The organism is Martinezella rhizogenes, from assembly GCF_027460065.1.
GTDB lineage: Bacteria > Pseudomonadota > Alphaproteobacteria > Rhizobiales > Rhizobiaceae > Agrobacterium > Agrobacterium rhizogenes_C.
Window position 1 is genome coordinate 455967 of sequence record NZ_JAPYZZ010000001.1, and the last position, 18369, is coordinate 474335.

20 protein-coding genes are annotated in these 18369 nt (G+C 59.2%); 9 read left to right on the forward strand and 11 right to left on the reverse strand.

The window, feature by feature from the left end:
- Positions 1–35 precede the first annotated feature (35 nt).
- From O8B93_RS02210 to rsmI, 10 genes are all read right to left on the reverse strand, one after another.
- Positions 36–1568 carry a YifB family Mg chelatase-like AAA ATPase gene (locus tag O8B93_RS02210; protein ID WP_269708176.1) on the reverse strand — a complete coding sequence of 511 codons (1533 nt, stop codon included), beginning with the start codon at positions 1566–1568 and terminating at the stop codon, positions 36–38.
- A gap of 183 nt (positions 1569–1751) precedes the next feature.
- Positions 1752–2711: a glutathione synthase gene (gshB, locus tag O8B93_RS02215; RefSeq protein ID WP_269708177.1), complete on the reverse strand. Its 960-nt coding sequence runs from the start codon at positions 2709–2711 to the stop codon at positions 1752–1754.
- 239 nt (positions 2712–2950) lie between these two features.
- Complete coding sequence (locus O8B93_RS02220; protein WP_269708178.1) at positions 2951–3463, reverse strand: cupin domain-containing protein; 513 nt, start codon at positions 3461–3463, stop codon at positions 2951–2953.
- Positions 3464–3572: 109 nt separating this feature from the next.
- The gene (locus O8B93_RS02225; RefSeq protein WP_269708179.1) at positions 3573–4673 is read right to left on the reverse strand and encodes a sn-glycerol-3-phosphate import ATP-binding protein UgpC; all 1101 of its coding nucleotides are present in this window, start codon (positions 4671–4673) and stop codon (positions 3573–3575) included.
- A gap of 10 nt (positions 4674–4683) precedes the next feature.
- Positions 4684–5526, reverse strand: a complete 843-nt coding sequence (ugpE, locus tag O8B93_RS02230) for a sn-glycerol-3-phosphate ABC transporter permease UgpE (protein ID WP_269708180.1) — start codon at positions 5524–5526, stop codon at positions 4684–4686.
- 11 nt (positions 5527–5537) lie between these two features.
- Complete coding sequence (locus O8B93_RS02235; RefSeq protein ID WP_269708181.1) at positions 5538–6506, reverse strand: ABC transporter permease; 969 nt, start codon at positions 6504–6506, stop codon at positions 5538–5540.
- A gap of 83 nt (positions 6507–6589) precedes the next feature.
- Entirely contained in the window at positions 6590–7888 is a 1299-nt protein-coding gene (locus tag O8B93_RS02240) for an extracellular solute-binding protein (RefSeq protein ID WP_269708182.1), read from the reverse strand.
- 132 nt (positions 7889–8020) lie between these two features.
- Positions 8021–8581 (reverse strand): sugar O-acetyltransferase, encoded by a 561-nt coding sequence (locus O8B93_RS02245; protein WP_269708183.1) that lies wholly within the window; start codon positions 8579–8581, stop codon positions 8021–8023.
- Between the two features lie 17 nt (positions 8582–8598).
- Entirely contained in the window at positions 8599–8967 is a 369-nt protein-coding gene (locus O8B93_RS02250) for a YraN family protein (RefSeq protein ID WP_269708184.1), read from the reverse strand.
- Entirely contained in the window at positions 8957–9898 is a 942-nt protein-coding gene (rsmI, locus tag O8B93_RS02255; protein ID WP_269708185.1) for a 16S rRNA (cytidine(1402)-2'-O)-methyltransferase, read from the reverse strand. The genes O8B93_RS02250 and rsmI overlap by 11 nt, the downstream gene beginning before the upstream one ends.
- A gap of 264 nt (positions 9899–10162) precedes the next feature.
- Between rsmI and dnaN the strand changes: the two genes are divergently transcribed.
- From dnaN to O8B93_RS02290, 7 genes are all read left to right on the forward strand, one after another.
- The gene (dnaN, locus tag O8B93_RS02260) at positions 10163–11281 is read left to right on the forward strand and encodes a DNA polymerase III subunit beta (RefSeq protein ID WP_080827511.1); all 1119 of its coding nucleotides are present in this window, start codon (positions 10163–10165) and stop codon (positions 11279–11281) included.
- A gap of 195 nt (positions 11282–11476) precedes the next feature.
- Positions 11477–12070 carry a phospholipid N-methyltransferase PmtA gene (gene pmtA / locus O8B93_RS02265; RefSeq protein ID WP_269708186.1) on the forward strand — a complete coding sequence of 198 codons (594 nt, stop codon included), beginning with the start codon at positions 11477–11479 and terminating at the stop codon, positions 12068–12070.
- Between the two features lie 97 nt (positions 12071–12167).
- A complete protein-coding gene (locus O8B93_RS02270) occupies positions 12168–12764 on the forward strand; it encodes a histidine phosphatase family protein (protein ID WP_269708187.1) in 597 nt (198 codons plus the stop codon).
- 4 nt (positions 12765–12768) lie between these two features.
- Entirely contained in the window at positions 12769–13476 is a 708-nt protein-coding gene (pyrF, locus tag O8B93_RS02275; RefSeq protein WP_269708189.1) for an orotidine-5'-phosphate decarboxylase, read from the forward strand.
- Between the two features lie 20 nt (positions 13477–13496).
- Positions 13497–13784 carry a DUF1330 domain-containing protein gene (locus O8B93_RS02280; RefSeq protein WP_269708191.1) on the forward strand — a complete coding sequence of 96 codons (288 nt, stop codon included), beginning with the start codon at positions 13497–13499 and terminating at the stop codon, positions 13782–13784.
- A gap of 121 nt (positions 13785–13905) precedes the next feature.
- Positions 13906–14886: a complex I NDUFA9 subunit family protein gene (locus O8B93_RS02285; protein ID WP_269708193.1), complete on the forward strand. Its 981-nt coding sequence runs from the start codon at positions 13906–13908 to the stop codon at positions 14884–14886.
- 350 nt (positions 14887–15236) lie between these two features.
- A complete protein-coding gene (locus O8B93_RS02290) occupies positions 15237–15392 on the forward strand; it encodes a hypothetical protein (protein WP_006310141.1) in 156 nt (51 codons plus the stop codon).
- A gap of 84 nt (positions 15393–15476) precedes the next feature.
- Here O8B93_RS02290 and O8B93_RS02295 read toward each other — a convergent pair whose 3' ends face one another.
- Positions 15477–16283 carry an undecaprenyl-diphosphate phosphatase gene (locus O8B93_RS02295; RefSeq protein WP_269708194.1) on the reverse strand — a complete coding sequence of 269 codons (807 nt, stop codon included), beginning with the start codon at positions 16281–16283 and terminating at the stop codon, positions 15477–15479.
- A gap of 159 nt (positions 16284–16442) precedes the next feature.
- Between O8B93_RS02295 and O8B93_RS02300 the strand changes: the two genes are divergently transcribed.
- Positions 16443–17135, forward strand: coding sequence for a glutathione S-transferase family protein (locus O8B93_RS02300; RefSeq protein ID WP_010970800.1), 693 nt, complete (start codon positions 16443–16445; stop codon positions 17133–17135).
- A gap of 79 nt (positions 17136–17214) precedes the next feature.
- On the forward strand, positions 17215–18366 hold the full coding sequence (gene queG / locus O8B93_RS02305) for a tRNA epoxyqueuosine(34) reductase QueG (RefSeq protein ID WP_269708637.1): 1152 nt from the start codon (positions 17215–17217) through the stop codon (positions 18364–18366).
- Positions 18367–18369: the final 3 nt, after the last annotated feature.

Here is an 18369-nt window from a genome sequence, read left to right on the forward strand (position 1 = left end):
ACCGTTTTTGCGGTTAAGGCCCGAAGATCAATTTTCTAAGCCGCGACCGTCAGCCTCTCCCCCGCGATGCGGTAGGACACGGCTTCCGCCACATGGATGCGACCGACGGTCTGCTTGCCATCCAGATCCGCAAGCGTGCGGGCAACCTTGAGAATGCGATGATAACCGCGCGCGGAAAACTTCATCCGCTCGGCGGCGTCGCGCAGCAATTGCAGCCCCGATGCATCCGGTTCGGCATATTTTTCGATCAGCGTCGTCGTGCAGCGAGCATTGGTGCGGATGGACGGGAACCCCGCCGCCGCATAACGCTCCTGCTGCGCAAGCCGCGCCTGGGCCACCCGGGCGGCGACCACAGCACTTGGCTCGGACGCGACGGGGCGGATGAGATCGGTCGCAGAAACGGCGGGAACGTCGATGCGAATATCGATACGATCCAGCAGAGGGCCGGAAATTCGGGCCTGATAATCGGTCACACAACGCGCACCTCTGGCACAGGTGAAGCCCGGCTCTCCCGCCATGCCGCAGCGACACGGGTTCATGGCAGCCACGAGCTGGATTTCGGCGGGATAGCTGACGCGATGATTGGCCCTTGCGATGATGCATTCGCCGGTTTCCAGCGGCTGGCGTAACGCATCCAGCACCTGCGGCGAAAATTCCGGGAATTCATCCAGAAACAGGACGCCGTGATGGGCGAGCGAAGCCTCACCCGGTCTGGCACGCAACCCGCCGCCGATCAGCGCCGCCATGGTAGCGGAATGGTGCGGCGTGCGGAACGGTCTGCGGTCCGAGAGCTTGCCGCCTGATAATTGGCCGGCAATGGAATGAACCATCGACACTTCCAGCAGTTCCGCTACCTCCAGCGGCGGCAGGATGGAAGGCAGCCGAGCGGCGAGCATGGACTTGCCCGAACCGGGCGGCCCCACCATCAACAGATTATGGCCGCCGGCAGCCGCCACCTCCAAAGCGCGCCGGGCGCTTTCCTGTCCCTTGATATCGGCGAGATCCGGCAGATTGACCGGATTGGCGCGGATGGCGGGTGTGGGGCGCGACAGAAGCTGGGTGCCGCGAAAATGATTGGCAAGCGCAATGAGGCTGCGCGGGGCGAGAATATCAATGCCGGCGCCCGCCCAGGCCGCTTCCGGCCCGCTTTCAGCCGGGCAGATCAGCCCCCTGCCGAGCGCATTGGCGCCGATGGCCGCCGGCAGCGCACCCGAAACCATGCCGATCGTGCCATCGAGATTGAGTTCGCCGAGAACCACATACTGGCTGAGCGCTTCCGCCGGTATGGCGCCCAGTGCGGCCATGAGGCCGAGAGCGATGGGAAGATCGAAATGCGATCCTTCCTTCGGCAGATCGGCAGGCGCCAGATTGACGGTGACTTTTTTTGCCGGCAAGGCCAGACCCGAGGCGTGCAGCGCGGCCTGCACCCGCTCGCGGCTTTCGGCCACCGCCTTGTCCGGCAGGCCGACAATCTGGATGCCGATCTTGCCGGGTGCGACCATGACCTGCACCTCGACGGGCACGCCCTCTATGCCCTGAAATGCAACCGTATTGACCCGTGCCACCATGGCCTGCCCCCGCAAACCGGCCGCGTCATCGGAACTTCATGTTCCATGGCGGCCACCCGCAAGCAACGTGCCACAGAGCAAAGAATAAAACAAGAACACCTAGAGAACAATTTCTCGCAGGCGATGTATTTTAGTTGTATCGAGTTGTACGCATGGAACAAACCGGGAGCGATCGAGATCGCTTCAGAACTCCTGGGCGTCGCGTTTTTTCTCGATCGCATCCCACAGCAGGCTCGCCACATCGGCGCCGCCGAATTTGCGCACCTCGCGGATGCCGGTCGGTGAGGTGACGTTGATTTCCGTCATATAATCACCGATCACATCGATACCGACGAAGAGGAAACCGCGCTCGCGTAGGGCAGGACCGATGCGGCGGCAGATTTCCTGTTCCCGCGCCGTCAGTTCCGTCGGCTCAGGCCGGCCACCGGCATGCATGTTGGAGCGGGCGTCGTTTTCCGCCGGCACGCGGTTGATCGCGCCCACCGGCTCGCCATCCACCAGCAGGATGCGCTTGTCGCCCTTGCGGACATCAGGCAGGTATTCCTGGGCGATATAGGGCTCGCGGAACATCTGGCCGAACATTTCCAGCAGGGAAGAGAAATTGCGGTCGTCACGCGCCGAATGGAAGACACCTGCGCCGCCATTGCCGTAAAGCGGCTTGAGGATGATATCGCCCATCTCATTGCGGAAGCGGGCGATCTCGCTCACGTCCTTGGTGATCAGCGTCTTCGGCATCAGGTCGGCAAACTCGGTGACGAAAATCTTCTCCGGCGAATTGCGCACCCAGGCGGGATCATTGACCACAAGCGTTTTAGGATGAATGCGCTCGAGCAAGTGGGTCGATGTGATATAGGCCATGTCGAATGGCGGGTCCTGACGCAGATGGATGACATCCATGGTCGAAAGATCGACCCGCTCCGGCTCAGACAGGGAGAAATGATCGCCCTTGATGTCGCGCAGTTCCATCTGCTCGACGGTGGCGTAAATCTTGCCGTCGCGCATGGAAAGGCGCTCGGGCGTATAATGAAACAGCCGGTATCCGCGCGCCTGCGCCTCAAGGCTGATGGCGAAGGTGGAGTCGCCGGCAATATTGATACCGGAGACATGATCCATCTGGATCGCGACGTTCTTGATCTTCGCCATGCACATCTTCCTCTTGCAGCATGCGGACGCTTCGCCGGTCCGCCCTGCCATTGCTCGCTTTTCAAGCCTCCCGGCAGGACCGGAAGAGACCCCGGAAATGCTTCAGAAAACCCTGAAGATGTAGGGCAGCGACCATTCAAACGCAACTGCTGCAAGCGATGGTTTGTGTGAGTTTTATTGAACCTTCACAATTGCGCCGGCGGAGCAGCACAGACCCGCCGGCCGGAGGTGAAACGGGTTTATGCCGCCAGCTTATAGGAACGGCCGGCGAACAGCTTGTTCTTGACGCGATAGGCCAAAGCCAGTGCCGTGGGAAACGGGCGGCGCATGAACGCGACCTTGCGGACATAATCGTCCACCCGCCAGGTGGCCCATGTTCCAGCCCGGAAATAGGCGACATCCCCGACCCTGAGGATGCTGACCGAACCGTCTTCGGCCGTCACATGCACTTCGCCTTCGAGAATATAGACGGTTTCATCCCAGCCGAAGAACCAGCGGAATTCGCCCGCCGTGCAATCCCACATGGCGGTGCTGGAAGCACGGTCGCCACTGCGGGAGTGATCCGCCGCGCGTGCCTGAGGGTCGCCGGAGATGATCCATTCCGGATTGATGGGGGCCGGCTGAAGCCGCAGATCGGTGCAGGAAGCGCTGACGACCGCTTCGTCTTTTCGTTTGCGCAGATAGGCCGGCAATATCGGCACCGTGCGGATTGCCATGGTTGCGGCTGCCGCGAACATCATTTTGAACGACATATGAGAAAACCCCCGTGAAATATTGGAGGTCTTCTATCATTGGGATCGTAACAAAGCGGTTTTGACAATCGGCGCAATTTTAGTCATCGCGCCGATTTCTGCGCTGCGCTCAGGCCGTCGCCAGCTGAGCGGACTGCACACCGAGCTGCTCCGCTTTGCCGGCAATGCGCTTGCCGGTTTCGCTGGAGAAGAAATGCAGCTTTTCCGGCGCGATCGTCACCGAAAGCGCAGCGGGAACATCGACGTCAGGCGGGAAAGCGATTGTCAGATTCTGGTCGCCGATCATGCCGTGGATAAGGCGCTGCGAACCTAGCTCCTCAATGTAATCAACCCTGAATGCAAAGCCCTGCTCGCCTGCCGCAGCGAGGCGAAAATCCTCTGCCCGCATGCCCACCGTCACCGGCCCGGAGGTGGGCGCGAAACCATTAAGCGCAAACAGCGACGGACCGATGGCGAGACTATCACCATGCAGTTCGGCATTCAGCAGGTTCATAGCGGGAGAGCCTATGAAGCTCGCAACGAAGGTCGAGGCGGGGGTGTGATAGACATCGAGCGGCGCGCCGATCTGTTCGATGCGACCGCCATTCAGCACGACCAGACGGTCGGCCAGCGTCATGGCCTCCAGCTGGTCGTGGGTAACGTATATGGATGTGGTGCCGAGACGTTTCTGAAGACGCTTGATTTCACCGCGCATGGACACGCGCAGCTTGGCATCGAGGTTGGACAGGGGCTCATCGAACAGGAAGGCCGCAGGCTTGCGCACGATGGCGCGCCCCATGGCGACACGCTGCCGCTGACCGCCGGAAAGAGCGCGCGGCTTGCGGTCCAGATAGGGTTCGAGCTGGAGCATACGTGCGGCTTCGGCCACACGCGCATCGATTTCCGTCTTTGCTGTCTTGCGGTTCTTCAACCCGTATTCGAGGTTCTCGCGCACCGACATATGCGGGTAAAGCGCGTAGTTCTGGAAAACCATGGCGATATCGCGATCGGCCGGATCGGTCTGGTTGACGACGCGGTCACCGATCTTCACCGTACCCTCTGAAATATCCTCGAGGCCGGCGACCATGCGCAGAAGCGTGGACTTGCCGCAGCCGGAGGGGCCAACGAGAACGATGAACTCGCCATCCCGGATATCGATATCGACGTGATGCACGGCGCGAACGCCGCCATTGTAATCCTTGCAGACCTGACTGATTTCTATCGCGGCCATTTCGGTCTCCTTATTTATCGCTTTCGGTCAGGCCCTTGATGAACCAGCGCTGGAAGATGACGACGATCAGCACCGGCGGCAGCATGGCCAGGACGGCGAGCGCGAAAGCTTCGTTGTAATCGGGAATTTGCGAACCGACCCAGACCTGCAGGATCGACTTGATGCCACGCATCAGCGTGAAGAACTTCTCGTCCGTCGTCATCAGCATGGGCCAGAGATACTGGTTCCAGCCGTACACGAACATGATGATGAAGATCGCCGACATCATCGTGCGGGACAGGGGGATGAGTATGTCGATGAAGAACTTGACCGGCCCCGCCCCGTCGATGCGCGCGGCTTCCAGCAACTCTTCCGGAACGGATTTGAAGAATTGCCGGAAATAGAAGGTGCCCGTCGCGGACGCCAGAAGCGGCACGATAAGGCCGGTATAGGAATTCAGGAGGCCGAGTTTGCTCATCACCTCATAGGACGGCATGATGCGCACTTCGAGCGGCAAGAGCAGCGTCGTGAAAATGATCCAGAAGGCGAGCGTCGCAAACCGGAACCTGAAATAGACGATCGCGTAAGCTGCCGTCATCGACAGGACGATCTTGCCGACGGCAAAACCGATGCCGAGGATCAGCGAATTGAGCACCATGTTGAGCCCGGTGACCTGACCCGTGAACCCGCCCTTCTGCGTCAGGACCTTTTCATAGGTCCCGACGAAGTTGTCGCCCGGCACGATCGTCAGACCGCTGCGGTGGATTTCCGCCGCCGTGTGGGTGGATGTCATGAAGGCCACGACGACGGGCAATATCAGAAACAGCGCGCCTGCTATCAGCACCAGATGATCGAGGGGCTTTGTCTTGTACATGGTATTCTCCCTCAATTGTAGTGGACGCGCTTTTCGATGAAGCGGAACTGGATGATGGTGAGAACGAAGACGACCAGCATCAGAATGACTGACTGGGCAGAGGAACCGCCAATGTCATTGCCGCGGAAACCATCGAGAAACACCTTGTAGACCAGCGTGATAGGATTATCCGCCGCCTTGTCCTTCACCATCACGTCGATGACGCCGAAAGTATCGAACAGCGCATAGGTGATGTTGATGATGAGCAGGAAGAAAGCCGTGGGCGCAAGAAGCGGCATAATGACGGTCCAGAACCGTCGGAAACCGGAGCGGCAATCGATGGCCGCGGCTTCGCGCACGGAAACCGACACGCCCTGAAGGCCGGACAGGAAAAAGATGAAATTATATGGGATCTGCTTCCAGACCGCGACGACGATCATGGCTGTAGCGGTATCGAAGTAGTTGAGACCCACCTTCATGTCCCAGCCAAAGACCGCGGCCAATTTGACGAAAGGCCCGATATGCTGGTCGAAAAGCATCATGCCGATAAGACCCGCGACCGGCGGTGCGATGGCATAGACGGAAATCAGCAGCGTCTTGTATGTCGAACTGCCGCGAATGACCGCATCGGCCTTGACGGCAAGCAACAGGCCGAGCGCCAGCGAAAATAAGGTCACCAGCACGGTGAAGACCACAGTGAATTTGGCGATGTTGAGATATTCCGGATTGAATATCGCATCCGAATAATTGGCGAAGCCCACGAATGAGGCACCGAAGCCGAAAGGGTCTTCGAGATAGAAAGATGATTGCACGGCCTGAACGGATGGCCAGTAGAAGAAGATGAAGATCACCGCGAGCTGTGGTGCCAGAAACAGATAGGGCACGTAGGACGAGGAGAACTGCACGCGCTTCATGCCGGCTTCAGCGGGCTTGGCGGGTTTTCCAGCCTTTGCGGACCAGCCGGACAAAAACCGGCGCGGTTGAGACGATGTATAGGCCACGCTTGCGCCTCCTTATCCAGAAGCGAGCCTCCCTTCCGTCGGAAAGGAGGCTCGACAACGATCATTGATTTCGAAAAGATCGATCAGCCGGCCGTCTTGGCGAAACGGGCCAGAAGGTCGTTGCCTTCCTTCTCGATAATCTCGAAGGCAGCCTTCGGCGTCACTTCGCCTGAGAAGATGCGGTTATATTCACGTTCCATGACGGCGCGGATCTGCGGGTAGAAACCGAGGCGATAACCCTTGGACCACTCGCCACCCGGCAGCGACAGCTGCTGGATACCAACTTCCGCGACCGGCTTTTCCTTGTAGTAGCCTTCAGCCTTGGCCTTTTCGTAAGCGGCCTTGGTGATGGCGACGTAACCGGTTGCCTTGTGGTAGAAGACTTGGATTTCCGGCGAGGTCAGGAACTGGAAGAAGTCGGCCACGCACTTGTTTTCGGCTTCAGACTTGCCCGACATTGCGAAAAGAGCAGCGCCACCGATGAAGGAGTTGGTGCCGGCACCCTTGATGGAGCCCCAGTAGGGAAGGAAGGTTGCCGAGAACGGCATGGTCGCCGTCTTCTGCAGACCACCGAAGGAACCCGAAGAACCGATCCAGAGTGCAACCTTGCCTTCTTCGAAGGGCTTCTGGTTGTCATTCCAGCCGGCGCCATAATAGGCGAACAGGCCCTTGTCCTTCCAGTCTTTCAGCTTTTCGAACATCATGACGAGGTTCGGGTCGGTGACCTTGAGCTTGGTGTCGGTGACGCTGTCGTAACCGTTATTGTTGGTGGCGAACTGGATGTTGTTGCGGGAGAAGAAGTTCTCCGTGAACTGCCAGGTCAGCTGCGACTGGACGAGCGGGATGTAACCGGCTTCCTTCAGCTTCGGCGCAACCTTTTCGAACTCTTCCCAGGTCTTCGGTGCCTCGACGCCGGCCTTCTTCAGGGCTTCGTCGTTGATGTACATGATCGGAGCGGAGGAGTTGAACGGCATGCCGACGAACTTGCCGTCAGCGGCAGCGTAGAAATAACGCACGCCGTTGATGAAGGCGTCACGGTCGAACTTGTAACCGGCCTTGTTGATGAGGTCTTCAGCAGGAATGACCGCGCCCTTGGCGTTGATGATGGTGGCGGCGCCGGCATCAAAAACCTGGAGAATGTTCGGCTGTTCGCCCGAACGGAAAGCAGCGATGCCGCTTGCCAGCGCTTCTTCGTAGGAGCCCTTGGAAACCGGCGTCAGAGCGCATTCCTTCTGGGCTTCGTTGAACTTCTGGGAAACTTCGTTGATGACTTCGCCGTTACGGCCACCCATGCCGTGCCACCAGGTGATGTTGGTCGCAGCCATGGAAGACGTTGCCGAAATGCTGACCGCCACTGCGGCCATGGAAATCTTCTTCAACATTACTAATTCCTCTCCACCATTTATTGGGATGAGGATGCGAATAGAGGGGTTCCATGACGCCTCTTTAACAGTTTCATGTCAGATTTGTTACAGCACCCGCTAATAGACCGCGTTTCCTCAAAAACGCATGCCTCAGGCGTCACTGCGTCTTATCGGACGGGCCGGATTTCCCACGACCGTCGCGCCCTGAGGCACGTCGCGCGTCACCACCGAACCGGCACCGACAATCGCACCGTCACCAATGGTTATGCCCGCCAGAATGATCGCTCCCCCGCCAATCCAGACATCACGGCCGATCGTCACAGGCTTTGCGATTTCAATGCCTTGCGCGCGCGGGGCGGGGTCCAGATGGTGTTCCGCACAATAGATCTGCACAGCGGGACCAAGCATCGCGCCATTGCCTATCACGACCTTCGCAGAATCGAGAATGGTGCAGCCGGCATTGAGATAGACATTCCTGCCCAGCGTGATGTTGAGGCCATAAGCGCAATGAAACGGTGCCTCGATAAATGCCCCTTCACCAACAGAAGCAAAAAGTGCCCGCAGCAGCGGCCCGATAGTGCCGCGCTCATCCGGCGGCAGGGTGTTGTGCTGGTGAACCGCCCAGCGCGCGCGCCAGCGCAGCACATCCAGCTCGGCATCCATGCAGCTGTACCATTCGCCCGCAGCCATCTTTTCCCGCTCGGTAGACATCGTCTTCCCCTTCGCCCTCAAAAAGCGTCGATAAAGTGCTGCGGCAGGCGTCGTGGCAGAACGGCGACAATATCGAAGCGCAGCGAAAAACGGCCGGCATCCTTGCGGCGGGAGAGCCAGAGATCGGCAGCCGCCCGGATGCGCTGCTGCGAATGGAAACCGACGGCATCCACCGCGCTGCCACCGGAAGCGCGCGCCTTGACCTCAATGATGGCGACGAGATCCTTCTTGCGGGCGATGAGATCGATTTCCCCCAACCGGGTGCGATACCGAATGGCGAGGATGCGATATCCCTTCAGCAACAGATAAAGCGCGGCCCAATATTCGGCAGCATGACCGCGCCGCTCGGCTTTCCGCCTTTTATCGCTCTGCCCGTCAGTGGCCATCCGTGTCCTTCATATCCAGCAGCCTCTGATAAAGCTCCTTGCGCGGCAGGCCCGTCAGCTTCGCCGCTTCGCCGGCAGCCTTGGCAGCGGACATGGTCGAGACAAGATCCTTCAGGAGCTTCTCGACATCCTCGATATCGGGAATTTCATCATAGGAGGGCGGCTCCAACAGCAGCACGATCTCGCCCTTCACCACACGGTCGCCATCGTAATAATCCGCAAGCTCGCCCAGCGTCCCGCGCCGGAACTCCTCGAAGGTCTTGGTCAGTTCACGGCAGACCACTGCCCGGCGATCGCGGCCGAGCACCTCCGATGCCACCGTGAGGGACGCGCCGATGCGGCGTGGCGATTCAAAGAAGATCAGGGTCGCGGGGATTTTCGCCAACTCGGCAAAACGGTCGCGCTTGCCGCGATCCTTCACCGGCAGAAAACCCGCAAACAGGAAAGCGTCGCTCGGCATGCCCGAGCCGACGAGAGCGGCGAGCGGCGCAGAGGCACCCGGCACCGGCACAACGCGGTGTCCGGCCTCAAGTGCCAGCTGGCCGAGGCGATAACCCGGGTCGGAAACCAGCGGCGTTCCGGCATCCGATACCAGCGCCACGGATTTTCCGGCCTCCAGCGCGGCGATGAGCTTCGGCCCCGCTTCATTGGCATTGTGTTCGTGATAGGCAAGCGGGCGCGTGCGAATACCATAACGTTCAAGCAGGATGCGGGTGACGCGGGTATCCTCGCAGGCGAGAACGTCGGCCGAGGCCAGCGTTTCCAGCGCGCGGATGGTGATATCGCCGAGATTGCCGATGGGGGTGGCGACGAGATAAAGCGCCGGCTCCAGCGGCCGGGCCGGAATGGTGGCCGTGCCGATCCTGAATTCCTTCGCTGCCTGTCTGGCATCGCTGCTCGATATTTCCTGCGTCACACGGCTTCCAATCATTCTGGCCGATCCCTGTCGGCCGGTCGCTCCGGTTTTTCCCTTTATGGGCAATAGAAAACCGGCGAACAAGCTCCATCGACGGTCGCAACCTGTGGATCATGTTGTATAGCAGCAAAATGAGCCGCAGCAGATGAACTCCGCTCTTGCATTTTCTCCAATAACTCTGCCATTTTGCCCGTCCACATTGTCCGGCTTTGGCCGGTGAAGACTCTTCTTGCCGATCCGGCGGTGGCCGGTTCGCAACGGTTGAAAGCGGTAGCGTCCATGCGTATTACTCTTGAGCGGTCGAACCTTCTGAAATCGCTGAACCACGTCCACCGGGTCGTCGAGCGTCGCAACACGATCCCGATCCTGTCCAACGTCCTCCTGCGCGCCTCCGGCGCCAATCTGGACATGAAGGCGACCGACCTCGATCTCGAAATTACCGAAGCGACCCCGGCAATGGTGGAGCAGGCGGGCGCCACCACCGTACCCGCACATCTGCTTTATGAAATCGTGCGCAAGCTGCCGGATGGATCCGAAGTGCTTCTGGCGACCAACCCGGACGGTTCCTCCATGACCGTTGCCTCCGGCCGCTCGAAATTCTCGCTGCAATGCCTGCCGGAAGCGGATTTCCCTGACCTGACCGCCGGCACCTTCAGCCACACCTTCAAACTGAAGGCGACCGATCTGAAGATGCTGATCGACCGGACGCAGTTTGCGATTTCGACCGAAGAGACGCGTTATTACCTGAACGGCATTTTTTTCCACACCATCGAAAGCAATGGCGAGCTGAAGCTGCGCGCTGTCGCCACCGACGGTCACCGCCTGGCGCGCGCTGACGTGGATGCGCCCTCCGGCTCCGAAGGCATGCCGGGCATTATCATTCCGCGCAAGACCGTCGGTGAACTGCAAAAGCTGATGGACAATCCGGAACTGGAAGTTACGGTCGAAGTCTCCGATGCGAAGATCCGCCTGGCCATCGGCTCGGTAGTCCTGACCTCGAAGCTGATCGATGGCACCTTCCCGGACTACCAGCGCGTGATCCCCACCGGCAACGACAAGGAAATGCGCGTCGATTGCCAGACCTTCGCCCGGGCCGTGGACCGTGTTTCGACGATTTCTTCCGAGCGCGGCCGCGCCGTGAAGCTGGCGCTAACTGACGGCCAGTTGACGCTGACCGTCAACAATCCCGACTCGGGAAGTGCTACCGAGGAAGTGGCCGTTGGTTACGACAATGATTCGATGGAGATCGGCTTCAACGCCAAATATCTCCTCGACATCACGTCGCAACTCTCCGGCGAAGATGCGATTTTTCTGCTGGCAGATGCAGGCTCGCCGACGCTGGTTCGCGACACCGCCGGCGACGATGCACTCTATGTTCTGATGCCGATGCGCGTTTAAAACCGACCGTTTTCTTCAATTTTTCCAGAAACGCCGGTGGATCACTTCATCGGCGTTTTTTGATTCGGCGGACAGGTGGTTCGACCCGTAACTGAATTTTCTCAGTTACGACATTTTGCCTTGTTTTTGCGCCAAATGGGATCAACATTGCGGTAACAGTTTTTTGACAATGACTAAATTTATCTGAGGGGAATTATGGCACTTAACCTGAAGCGACGCTTTGAACAGAAATTCGAGGAAGAGATCCGCTTTTTCAAAGGCATGGTCAGCCAGCCGAAAAAAGTGGGCGCTATCGTCCCGACATCGTCCATCACTGCGAAAAAGATGGCAAGCGTCATCAATCCCCATTCCGGCCTGCCGGTTCTGGAACTCGGTCCCGGCACCGGCGTCATCACCAAGGCCATTCTGGCGCGCGGCATCAAGCCGGAGAGCCTGACGGCCATCGAATATTCGACTGATTTCTACAATCAGTTGCTCCGGAGCTATCCAGGCGTCAATTTCGTCAATGGTGACGCCTTCGATCTCGATGCGACCCTCGGTGAACACAAGGGCCAGATGTTCGACAGCGTCATTTCCGCCGTGCCGATGCTGAATTTCCCGATGGCCGCCCGTATCAAGTTGCTCGACGAATTGCTGAAGCGCGTGCCGCACGGCCGCCCTGTCATCCAGATATCCTACGGCCCCATTTCCCCCATTGTTGCCCAGCCGCATCTCTACCACATCCGCCATTTCGATTTCATCGTGCGCAATATTCCGCCGGCGCAATTGTGGACCTATACGCGGGCCTGATCGTCCAGCCAGAATGGACAAGGCCGTCATTTCCCGGTCGTGACGCATGGTTAGGGTGTCGATTTGCCCTTTCCATCGCCCTTGAGGACCGATTGCCATGCATGCGCTCTACATCACCCACCCCCAGGTCAAGATCGATCCGGCTGTTCCCGTTCCCGAATGGGGGCTTTCGGAAAGGGGTGCTGAGCGGGCGCGCGAGGCAAGCCGCCTTCCCTGGGCGAAGGCATTGCGGCGCATCGTTTCCAGCGCGGAAACCAAGGCGATCGAAACCGCCCATATCCTCGCGGAAACCTCCGGTGCGGCGATAGAGATCGTCGAGGCGATGCATGAAAACGACCGATCCGCCACCGGTTTCCTGCCACCGCCGGAATTCGAGAAAGCGGCGGATTGGTTCTTCGCCCATCCTGAAGAGAGCTTTCACGGCTGGGAGCGGGCAATCGATGCGCAGGTGCGGATCGTCGGGGTCGTCAAAGCCATTCTCGACCGACACGACCCACAGCAGCCTATCGCCTTTGTCGGCCATGGCGGCGTGGGCACACTTCTGAAATGCCATATCGAGGGCCGCGGCATCAGCCGCAGCAAGGACCAGTCCGCTGGCGGCGGCAATCTCTTCCGCTTTTCCATCGCCGAGTTTTCACTTGCAGCCGCGTCCCCCACATGCGACTGGACGGCAATGGAAACATGGCAGGGATAAGACAATGACCGCGCGCGAAAAACTCATCGTCGGGCTGGATGTTCCGACTGTGCAGCAGGCCGAAGACATCGTGTCGAAAATCGGCGACGAGGTCCTGTTCTACAAGATCGGTTATCAGCTGGTATTTGCCGGCGGTCTCGAATTCGCGCGGGATCTTGTCCAGAGCGGCAAGAAGGTCTTTCTCGACATGAAGCTGCTCGATATCGACAATACCGTCGCCTCGGGCGTCGAGAACATCGCCCGCATGGGCATGTCGATGCTGACGCTGCACGCCTATCCCAAAGCCATGCGCGCTGCCGTCAAGGCGGCGGAAGGCTCCGGCCTTTGCCTATTGGGCGTCACCGTGCTGACCTCCATGGATGACGGCGATCTCGCCGAAGCCGGTTACGCCTCCGACGCCCGCTCGCTGGTGCTGCGCCGGGCGGAACAGGCGCGCGAGGCGGGCATGGGCGGCATTGTCTGTTCGGCGGAAGAATCCACCGCCGTGCGCGAAATCCTCGGCCCCGATCTTGCCGTGGTCACCCCCGGCATCCGCCCCGCCGGTGCCGATCTTGGCGATCAGAAGCGTGTGATGACGCCTTATGATGCCATCAAGGCCGGTTCGAGCCATCTGGTTGTCGCCCGCCCCATCGTCAGGGCAGAGGACCCGAAAGCGGCGGCCCGTGCCATTCTGGACGATATGCTGCGCGCCAGCTTCCCGGCCAATCAATAACGGTAGATGGAGGAGACGACATGCCCAAGGGATATTGGATCGCCCGCGTCGATGTGCGCGACGGCGAGCGCTACAAGGACTATGTCACCACGGCAAAGCCTGCTTTCGAGCGGTTCGGCGCCAATTTTCTGGCTCGCGGCGGTGCTTTTACCGAGCTGGAAGGCAAGGCGCGTGCACGGAACGTGATTATCGAATTTCCTTCGGTACAGCACGCCATCGATTGCTATAATTCTCCTGAATACCAGGCAGCCGCCAAAATCCGCCAGGAAGTCGCTGATGCGGAGATGATGATCGTCGAAGGAATTTGACGCCCGTCAACCGCATTTCCCAAACTAGCCTCAGGCCTTGCGACAACCTCTCTTCACGCGCGCGCGGCTTTGGGCTAAGAGACTGAAAAACGCTTTATCGACAGCTTCTGAGGAGCCTCCCATGACCTTGGCCAACCTTCCACCCCTCGTCACCGTTTTCGGCGGTTCGGGTTTTGTCGGGCGGCATGTCGTGAGAATGCTCGCCAAGCGCGGTTATCGCATCCGCGTTGCCGTGCGTCGCCCCGATCTTGCCGGCTTTCTGCAGCCGCTCGGCAATGTCGGCCAGATTTCCTTCGCGCAGGCTAACCTGCGTTATCGCGACTCCATTATCAAAGCCGTCGAAGACGCGGATCATGTCGTCAATTGTGTCGGCATCCTGGCGGAAAGCGGCCGTAACACTTTTGACGCCGTGCAGGAATTCGGCGCGAAAGCCATTGCCGAAGCGGCCCGCGACGCCGGCGCCACGCTGACGCATATCTCTGCCATCGGTGCTGACGCCAATTCGCAGACCGGTTATGGCCGCACCAAGGGCCGCGCCGAAGCCGCCATCCATTCCGTGCTGCCCGGCGCCGTGATCCTGCGTCCGTCGATCATTTTCGGACCGGAAGACGATTTCTTCAATAAATTCGCCAAGATGGCCCGCAACCTGCCGTTCCTGCCGTTGATCGGCGGCGGAAAAACCAAATTCCAGCCTGTTTATGTCGAGGACGTGTCGGAAGCCGTCGCGCGCAGCGTCGATGGCAAGCTGAAGCCCGGCGCAATTTATGAATTCGGCGGCCCTGATGTGATGACCTTCCGGGACTGTCTCGAGGCCGTTCTTGCCGCGACCTATCGCGAGCGCTCTTTCGTCAACCTGCCCTTCGGCGTGGCCTCGATGATCGGCAAGCTCGCATCGCTGGTGCCGCTGATTACGCCGCCCCTGACGCCCGATCAGGTGACCATGCTGAAAAAAGATAATGTCGTTTCCACCGAGGCGGAAAAGAACGGCCTGACGCTGGAAGGCATCGGCATCACCCCCGTTCGCGTCGCTTCGGTTCTACCGTCTTATATGGTGCAGTATCGTCCGCACGGCCAGTTCTCGAATGCGGGCAAGGCCGCCTGACGGCAGCTCTTTAGCGCCAATGATTTAAACGAAAGCGGGAGCCATTCCCGCTTTTTGTTTTGGGTGCAATTCAATTGCAACCAAACCGCTATTCGTGCATTTTCCCCTCAACTGCGGGGGAGGTGCAGAATGGGCGAAAGCGGACCTGGAAAGCCGGGTAAAAGTTAATGGCCGTGCGGTCTCGACATGCAAGCGTGGCACAAGCGCAACGGTGGAAAAGACTTCGCATTAACCCGGTATTCAACAAGCTGCTTTATTGATATTCGCCACATTCCAAACATATCCCGGACCCTCAATTCACACACGGCGGCACGATCCGCGCGAACGAACGTCTGAAAGGCAATCATAAAATGGGCAGATCTATCGCACTCTTTTTTGCGTGTGCGGCTTTGGTGGTTCTGGCGGGTTCTTTCATGGCGCCGGGAACGGTTGCAGCGGGCAAGAGCGGTTGCGCTCCGGCCTACGGCGTCGATCCCTGCGCAACGGCTTCGATCAGCGCCAACTGATCGGCCTTTAGAGGTTTCAAAGAAAAAGCGCCGCCGGTTCTCCGGGGGCGCTTTTTCTTTGTCGGTCCTATATGAAACTGCGGCTCAGCCAATAACCAGAAGCGCGACGAGACCCAGCGCACCAATGACGATACGCCACCAGGCAAACGGCGCAAACCCACGTCGCGATACGAAATCCAGCAGCGAGCGCACGACGAAGAGGCCGGAGACGAAGGCAGCGATGAAGCCCACGGCAATCAGCGCGCTGTCATCAAAACTCAGCGCATCGCGATTCTTGTAGAGGTCGAGCACAAACGCGCCGAGCATGGTCGGCATCGCCAGGAAAAACGAGAATTCAGCGGCGGAACGCTTGTCCGTACCCATCAGCAGCGCGCCGACAATGGTGGCGCCGGACCGCGAGGTGCCGGGAATCATCGCAAGGCACTGGAAAAGGCCGATCTTGAAGGCCAGCGACGGCGGATAGTCCATGATGTCGGTATATTTCGGCTTTAATGGCATGCGGTCGACCGCGAGCAAAATGAAGCCACCGATAATCAGCACGACACAAATGAGCATCGGCGTTTCGAACAGCACCGTCTTGATGAAGTCATGCGCGAGAGCGCCGATCACCGCCGCCGGCAGGAAGGCGACGAGAACCGCCAGCACGAAACGGCGCGCCTTGGCACTTGTCGGCATCGCCGTGGCGATCGATACAAGCTTTTGAAAATAAACAAGAAGGATTGCGAGGATCGCACCGAGCTGGATGAGAACGGCAAAGGTGTTACCCGGTGATTTGAAGCCAAGGAAATGCCCGGCCAGCAGCACATGCGCCGTGGAGGAAACGGGAATGAACTCCGTCAGACCCTCGATAATGCCCAGCAGAAGCGCGCTGATGATCGATTGGTCACCCATGAGGTATCCTTCTTTTCAGGGGGAAAGCGTGAATGGAAAGCAATTGCGTTAAACTTGTTTTAAAGTAGCCAAGCTCTTATAGCGTCTTGATGAAGCGAAACTGAAAAAGTTTTCCGGCAAATGCCGATCATGACAACCAATTGTAAAAATTGAGTACCGATGCCAACTCTCTATCACTCCCCGATGTCGACCGCATCCCGGTTCGTTCGTCTGATCCTTGCGGAATACGGCTTCCAGACCGATCTCGTGGAGGAGCAGCCGTGGGAAAGACGGCGGGAGTTTCTGGCGCTCAATCCGGCCGGCACCCTGCCGGTCTATCTCGATGACAATATGCGCTCGCTGAGCGGGCCTTATGTGCTGGCGGAATTTCTGGACGAAACGCATGGGGTTTTGAAGCGCGACAGGCGGCTTCTGGCGGAAGACCCGTTTCAGCGCGCGGAAATCCGCCGCCTGACGGAATGGTTTCTGCAGAAGATGGAAAATGACGTGACCCGGCCGCTGGTGCGCGAAAGGGTCTATAAATTGCAGATGACCGCGGCGCAGGGTGGCGGGCCACCGGATTCCAAGCTGCTGCGCACCGCCCGTAACAATATCCGCCAGCACATCAAATATCTGGAGTGGCTGGCCGGTTCGCGCACATGGCTGGCCGGCGATCGGCTGAGCTACGCCGATCTTGCTGCAGCTGCCGGTGTTTCGGTGCTGGATTATCTCGGTGAGATCAACTGGCTCGAAGCGCCGATTGCCAAGGAATGGTATCAGCGGGTGAAATCCCGTCCGTCCTTCCGGCCATTCCTCAGCGAGCGAATTCCGCGCCTTGCCCCCTCCTCCCACTACGCCGATCTGGATTTCTGAGGTCAGACCTGCCGGTTATTTGCTGCGGCCTGCGGCTCAGCCTATATATTTCACAGAATAACCCGCAGGAGGCACCATCATCGACGTTGCCAGCGACAAGCAGCGGATACGCGCACGCAAACTGACGGATTTCGTTCGTCAGGAGGCGCTTTCGCTCGGCTTCGATCTGTGTCGCATCACGGCACCCGACAGCATTCCGCTCGCACCGGAGCGGCTGCGGCAGTTTCTCGACAATGGCTACCACGGCACCATGGCGTGGATGGAGGAAACCGAAGCCCGCCGGGCGGAACCGAAAACACTCTGGGGCGATGTACGCTCCATCGTCATGTTCGGCCTCAATTACGGTCCAGAGGAAGATCCGCGCGACCTGCTTTCGAAACCGGACAGGGCGGCCATTTCGGTCTATGCCCGCAACCGCGATTACCATGACATCATCAAGGGGCGGCTGAAGGAGATCGCCACGCGCTTTGCCGCCCGCGCCGGTGAGGATGTGAAGGTCTTCGTCGACACCGCACCGGTGATGGAAAAGCCGCTTGCCGCCGCTGCCGGTCTCGGCTGGCAGGGCAAGCACACCAATCTCGTCAGCCGCACCCATGGCTCCTGGCTGTTTCTAGGCAGCATGTTCACCACGGCCGAGCTGTGTCTTGATGAGGCGGAGAAGGATCATTGCGGCTCCTGCCGCGCCTGCCTCGACGCCTGCCCCACGGCGGCCTTTCCCGCTCCCTATCAGCTGGATGCGCGCCGCTGCATCTCCTATCTCACCATCGAGCACAAAGGACCGATCCCGCACGAATTCCGGCCGATGATCGGCAACCGCATCTATGGCTGCGACGATTGCCTTGCCGCCTGTCCGTGGAACAAGTTCGCGGCCAGCGCCTCCGAAATGAAGCTGCAGGCGCGCGAGGATCTGAAGGAACCATCCATCGCCTTTCTGCTGACGCTTGACGATGCCGCCTTTCGCAGCTTTTTCAGCGGCTCCCCCGTCAAGCGCATCGGCCGCAATCGCTTCATCCGCAATGTGCTTATTGCGGCCGGAAACTCTGCGGACCGGCAATTTGTGGAACAATGCAAGGCGCTGGCGGAGGCCGACCCTTCCGCGGAAGTGCGCGGGATGGCCGCATGGGCTTTGTCGCGGCTTATGGACAGGGACGAATTCCGTACATACTCTGCCGGTCGCGCGCTGGAGACTGATCCGGTAGCGGCAATGGAATGGCAACTAGCAGAGGCATGAAGC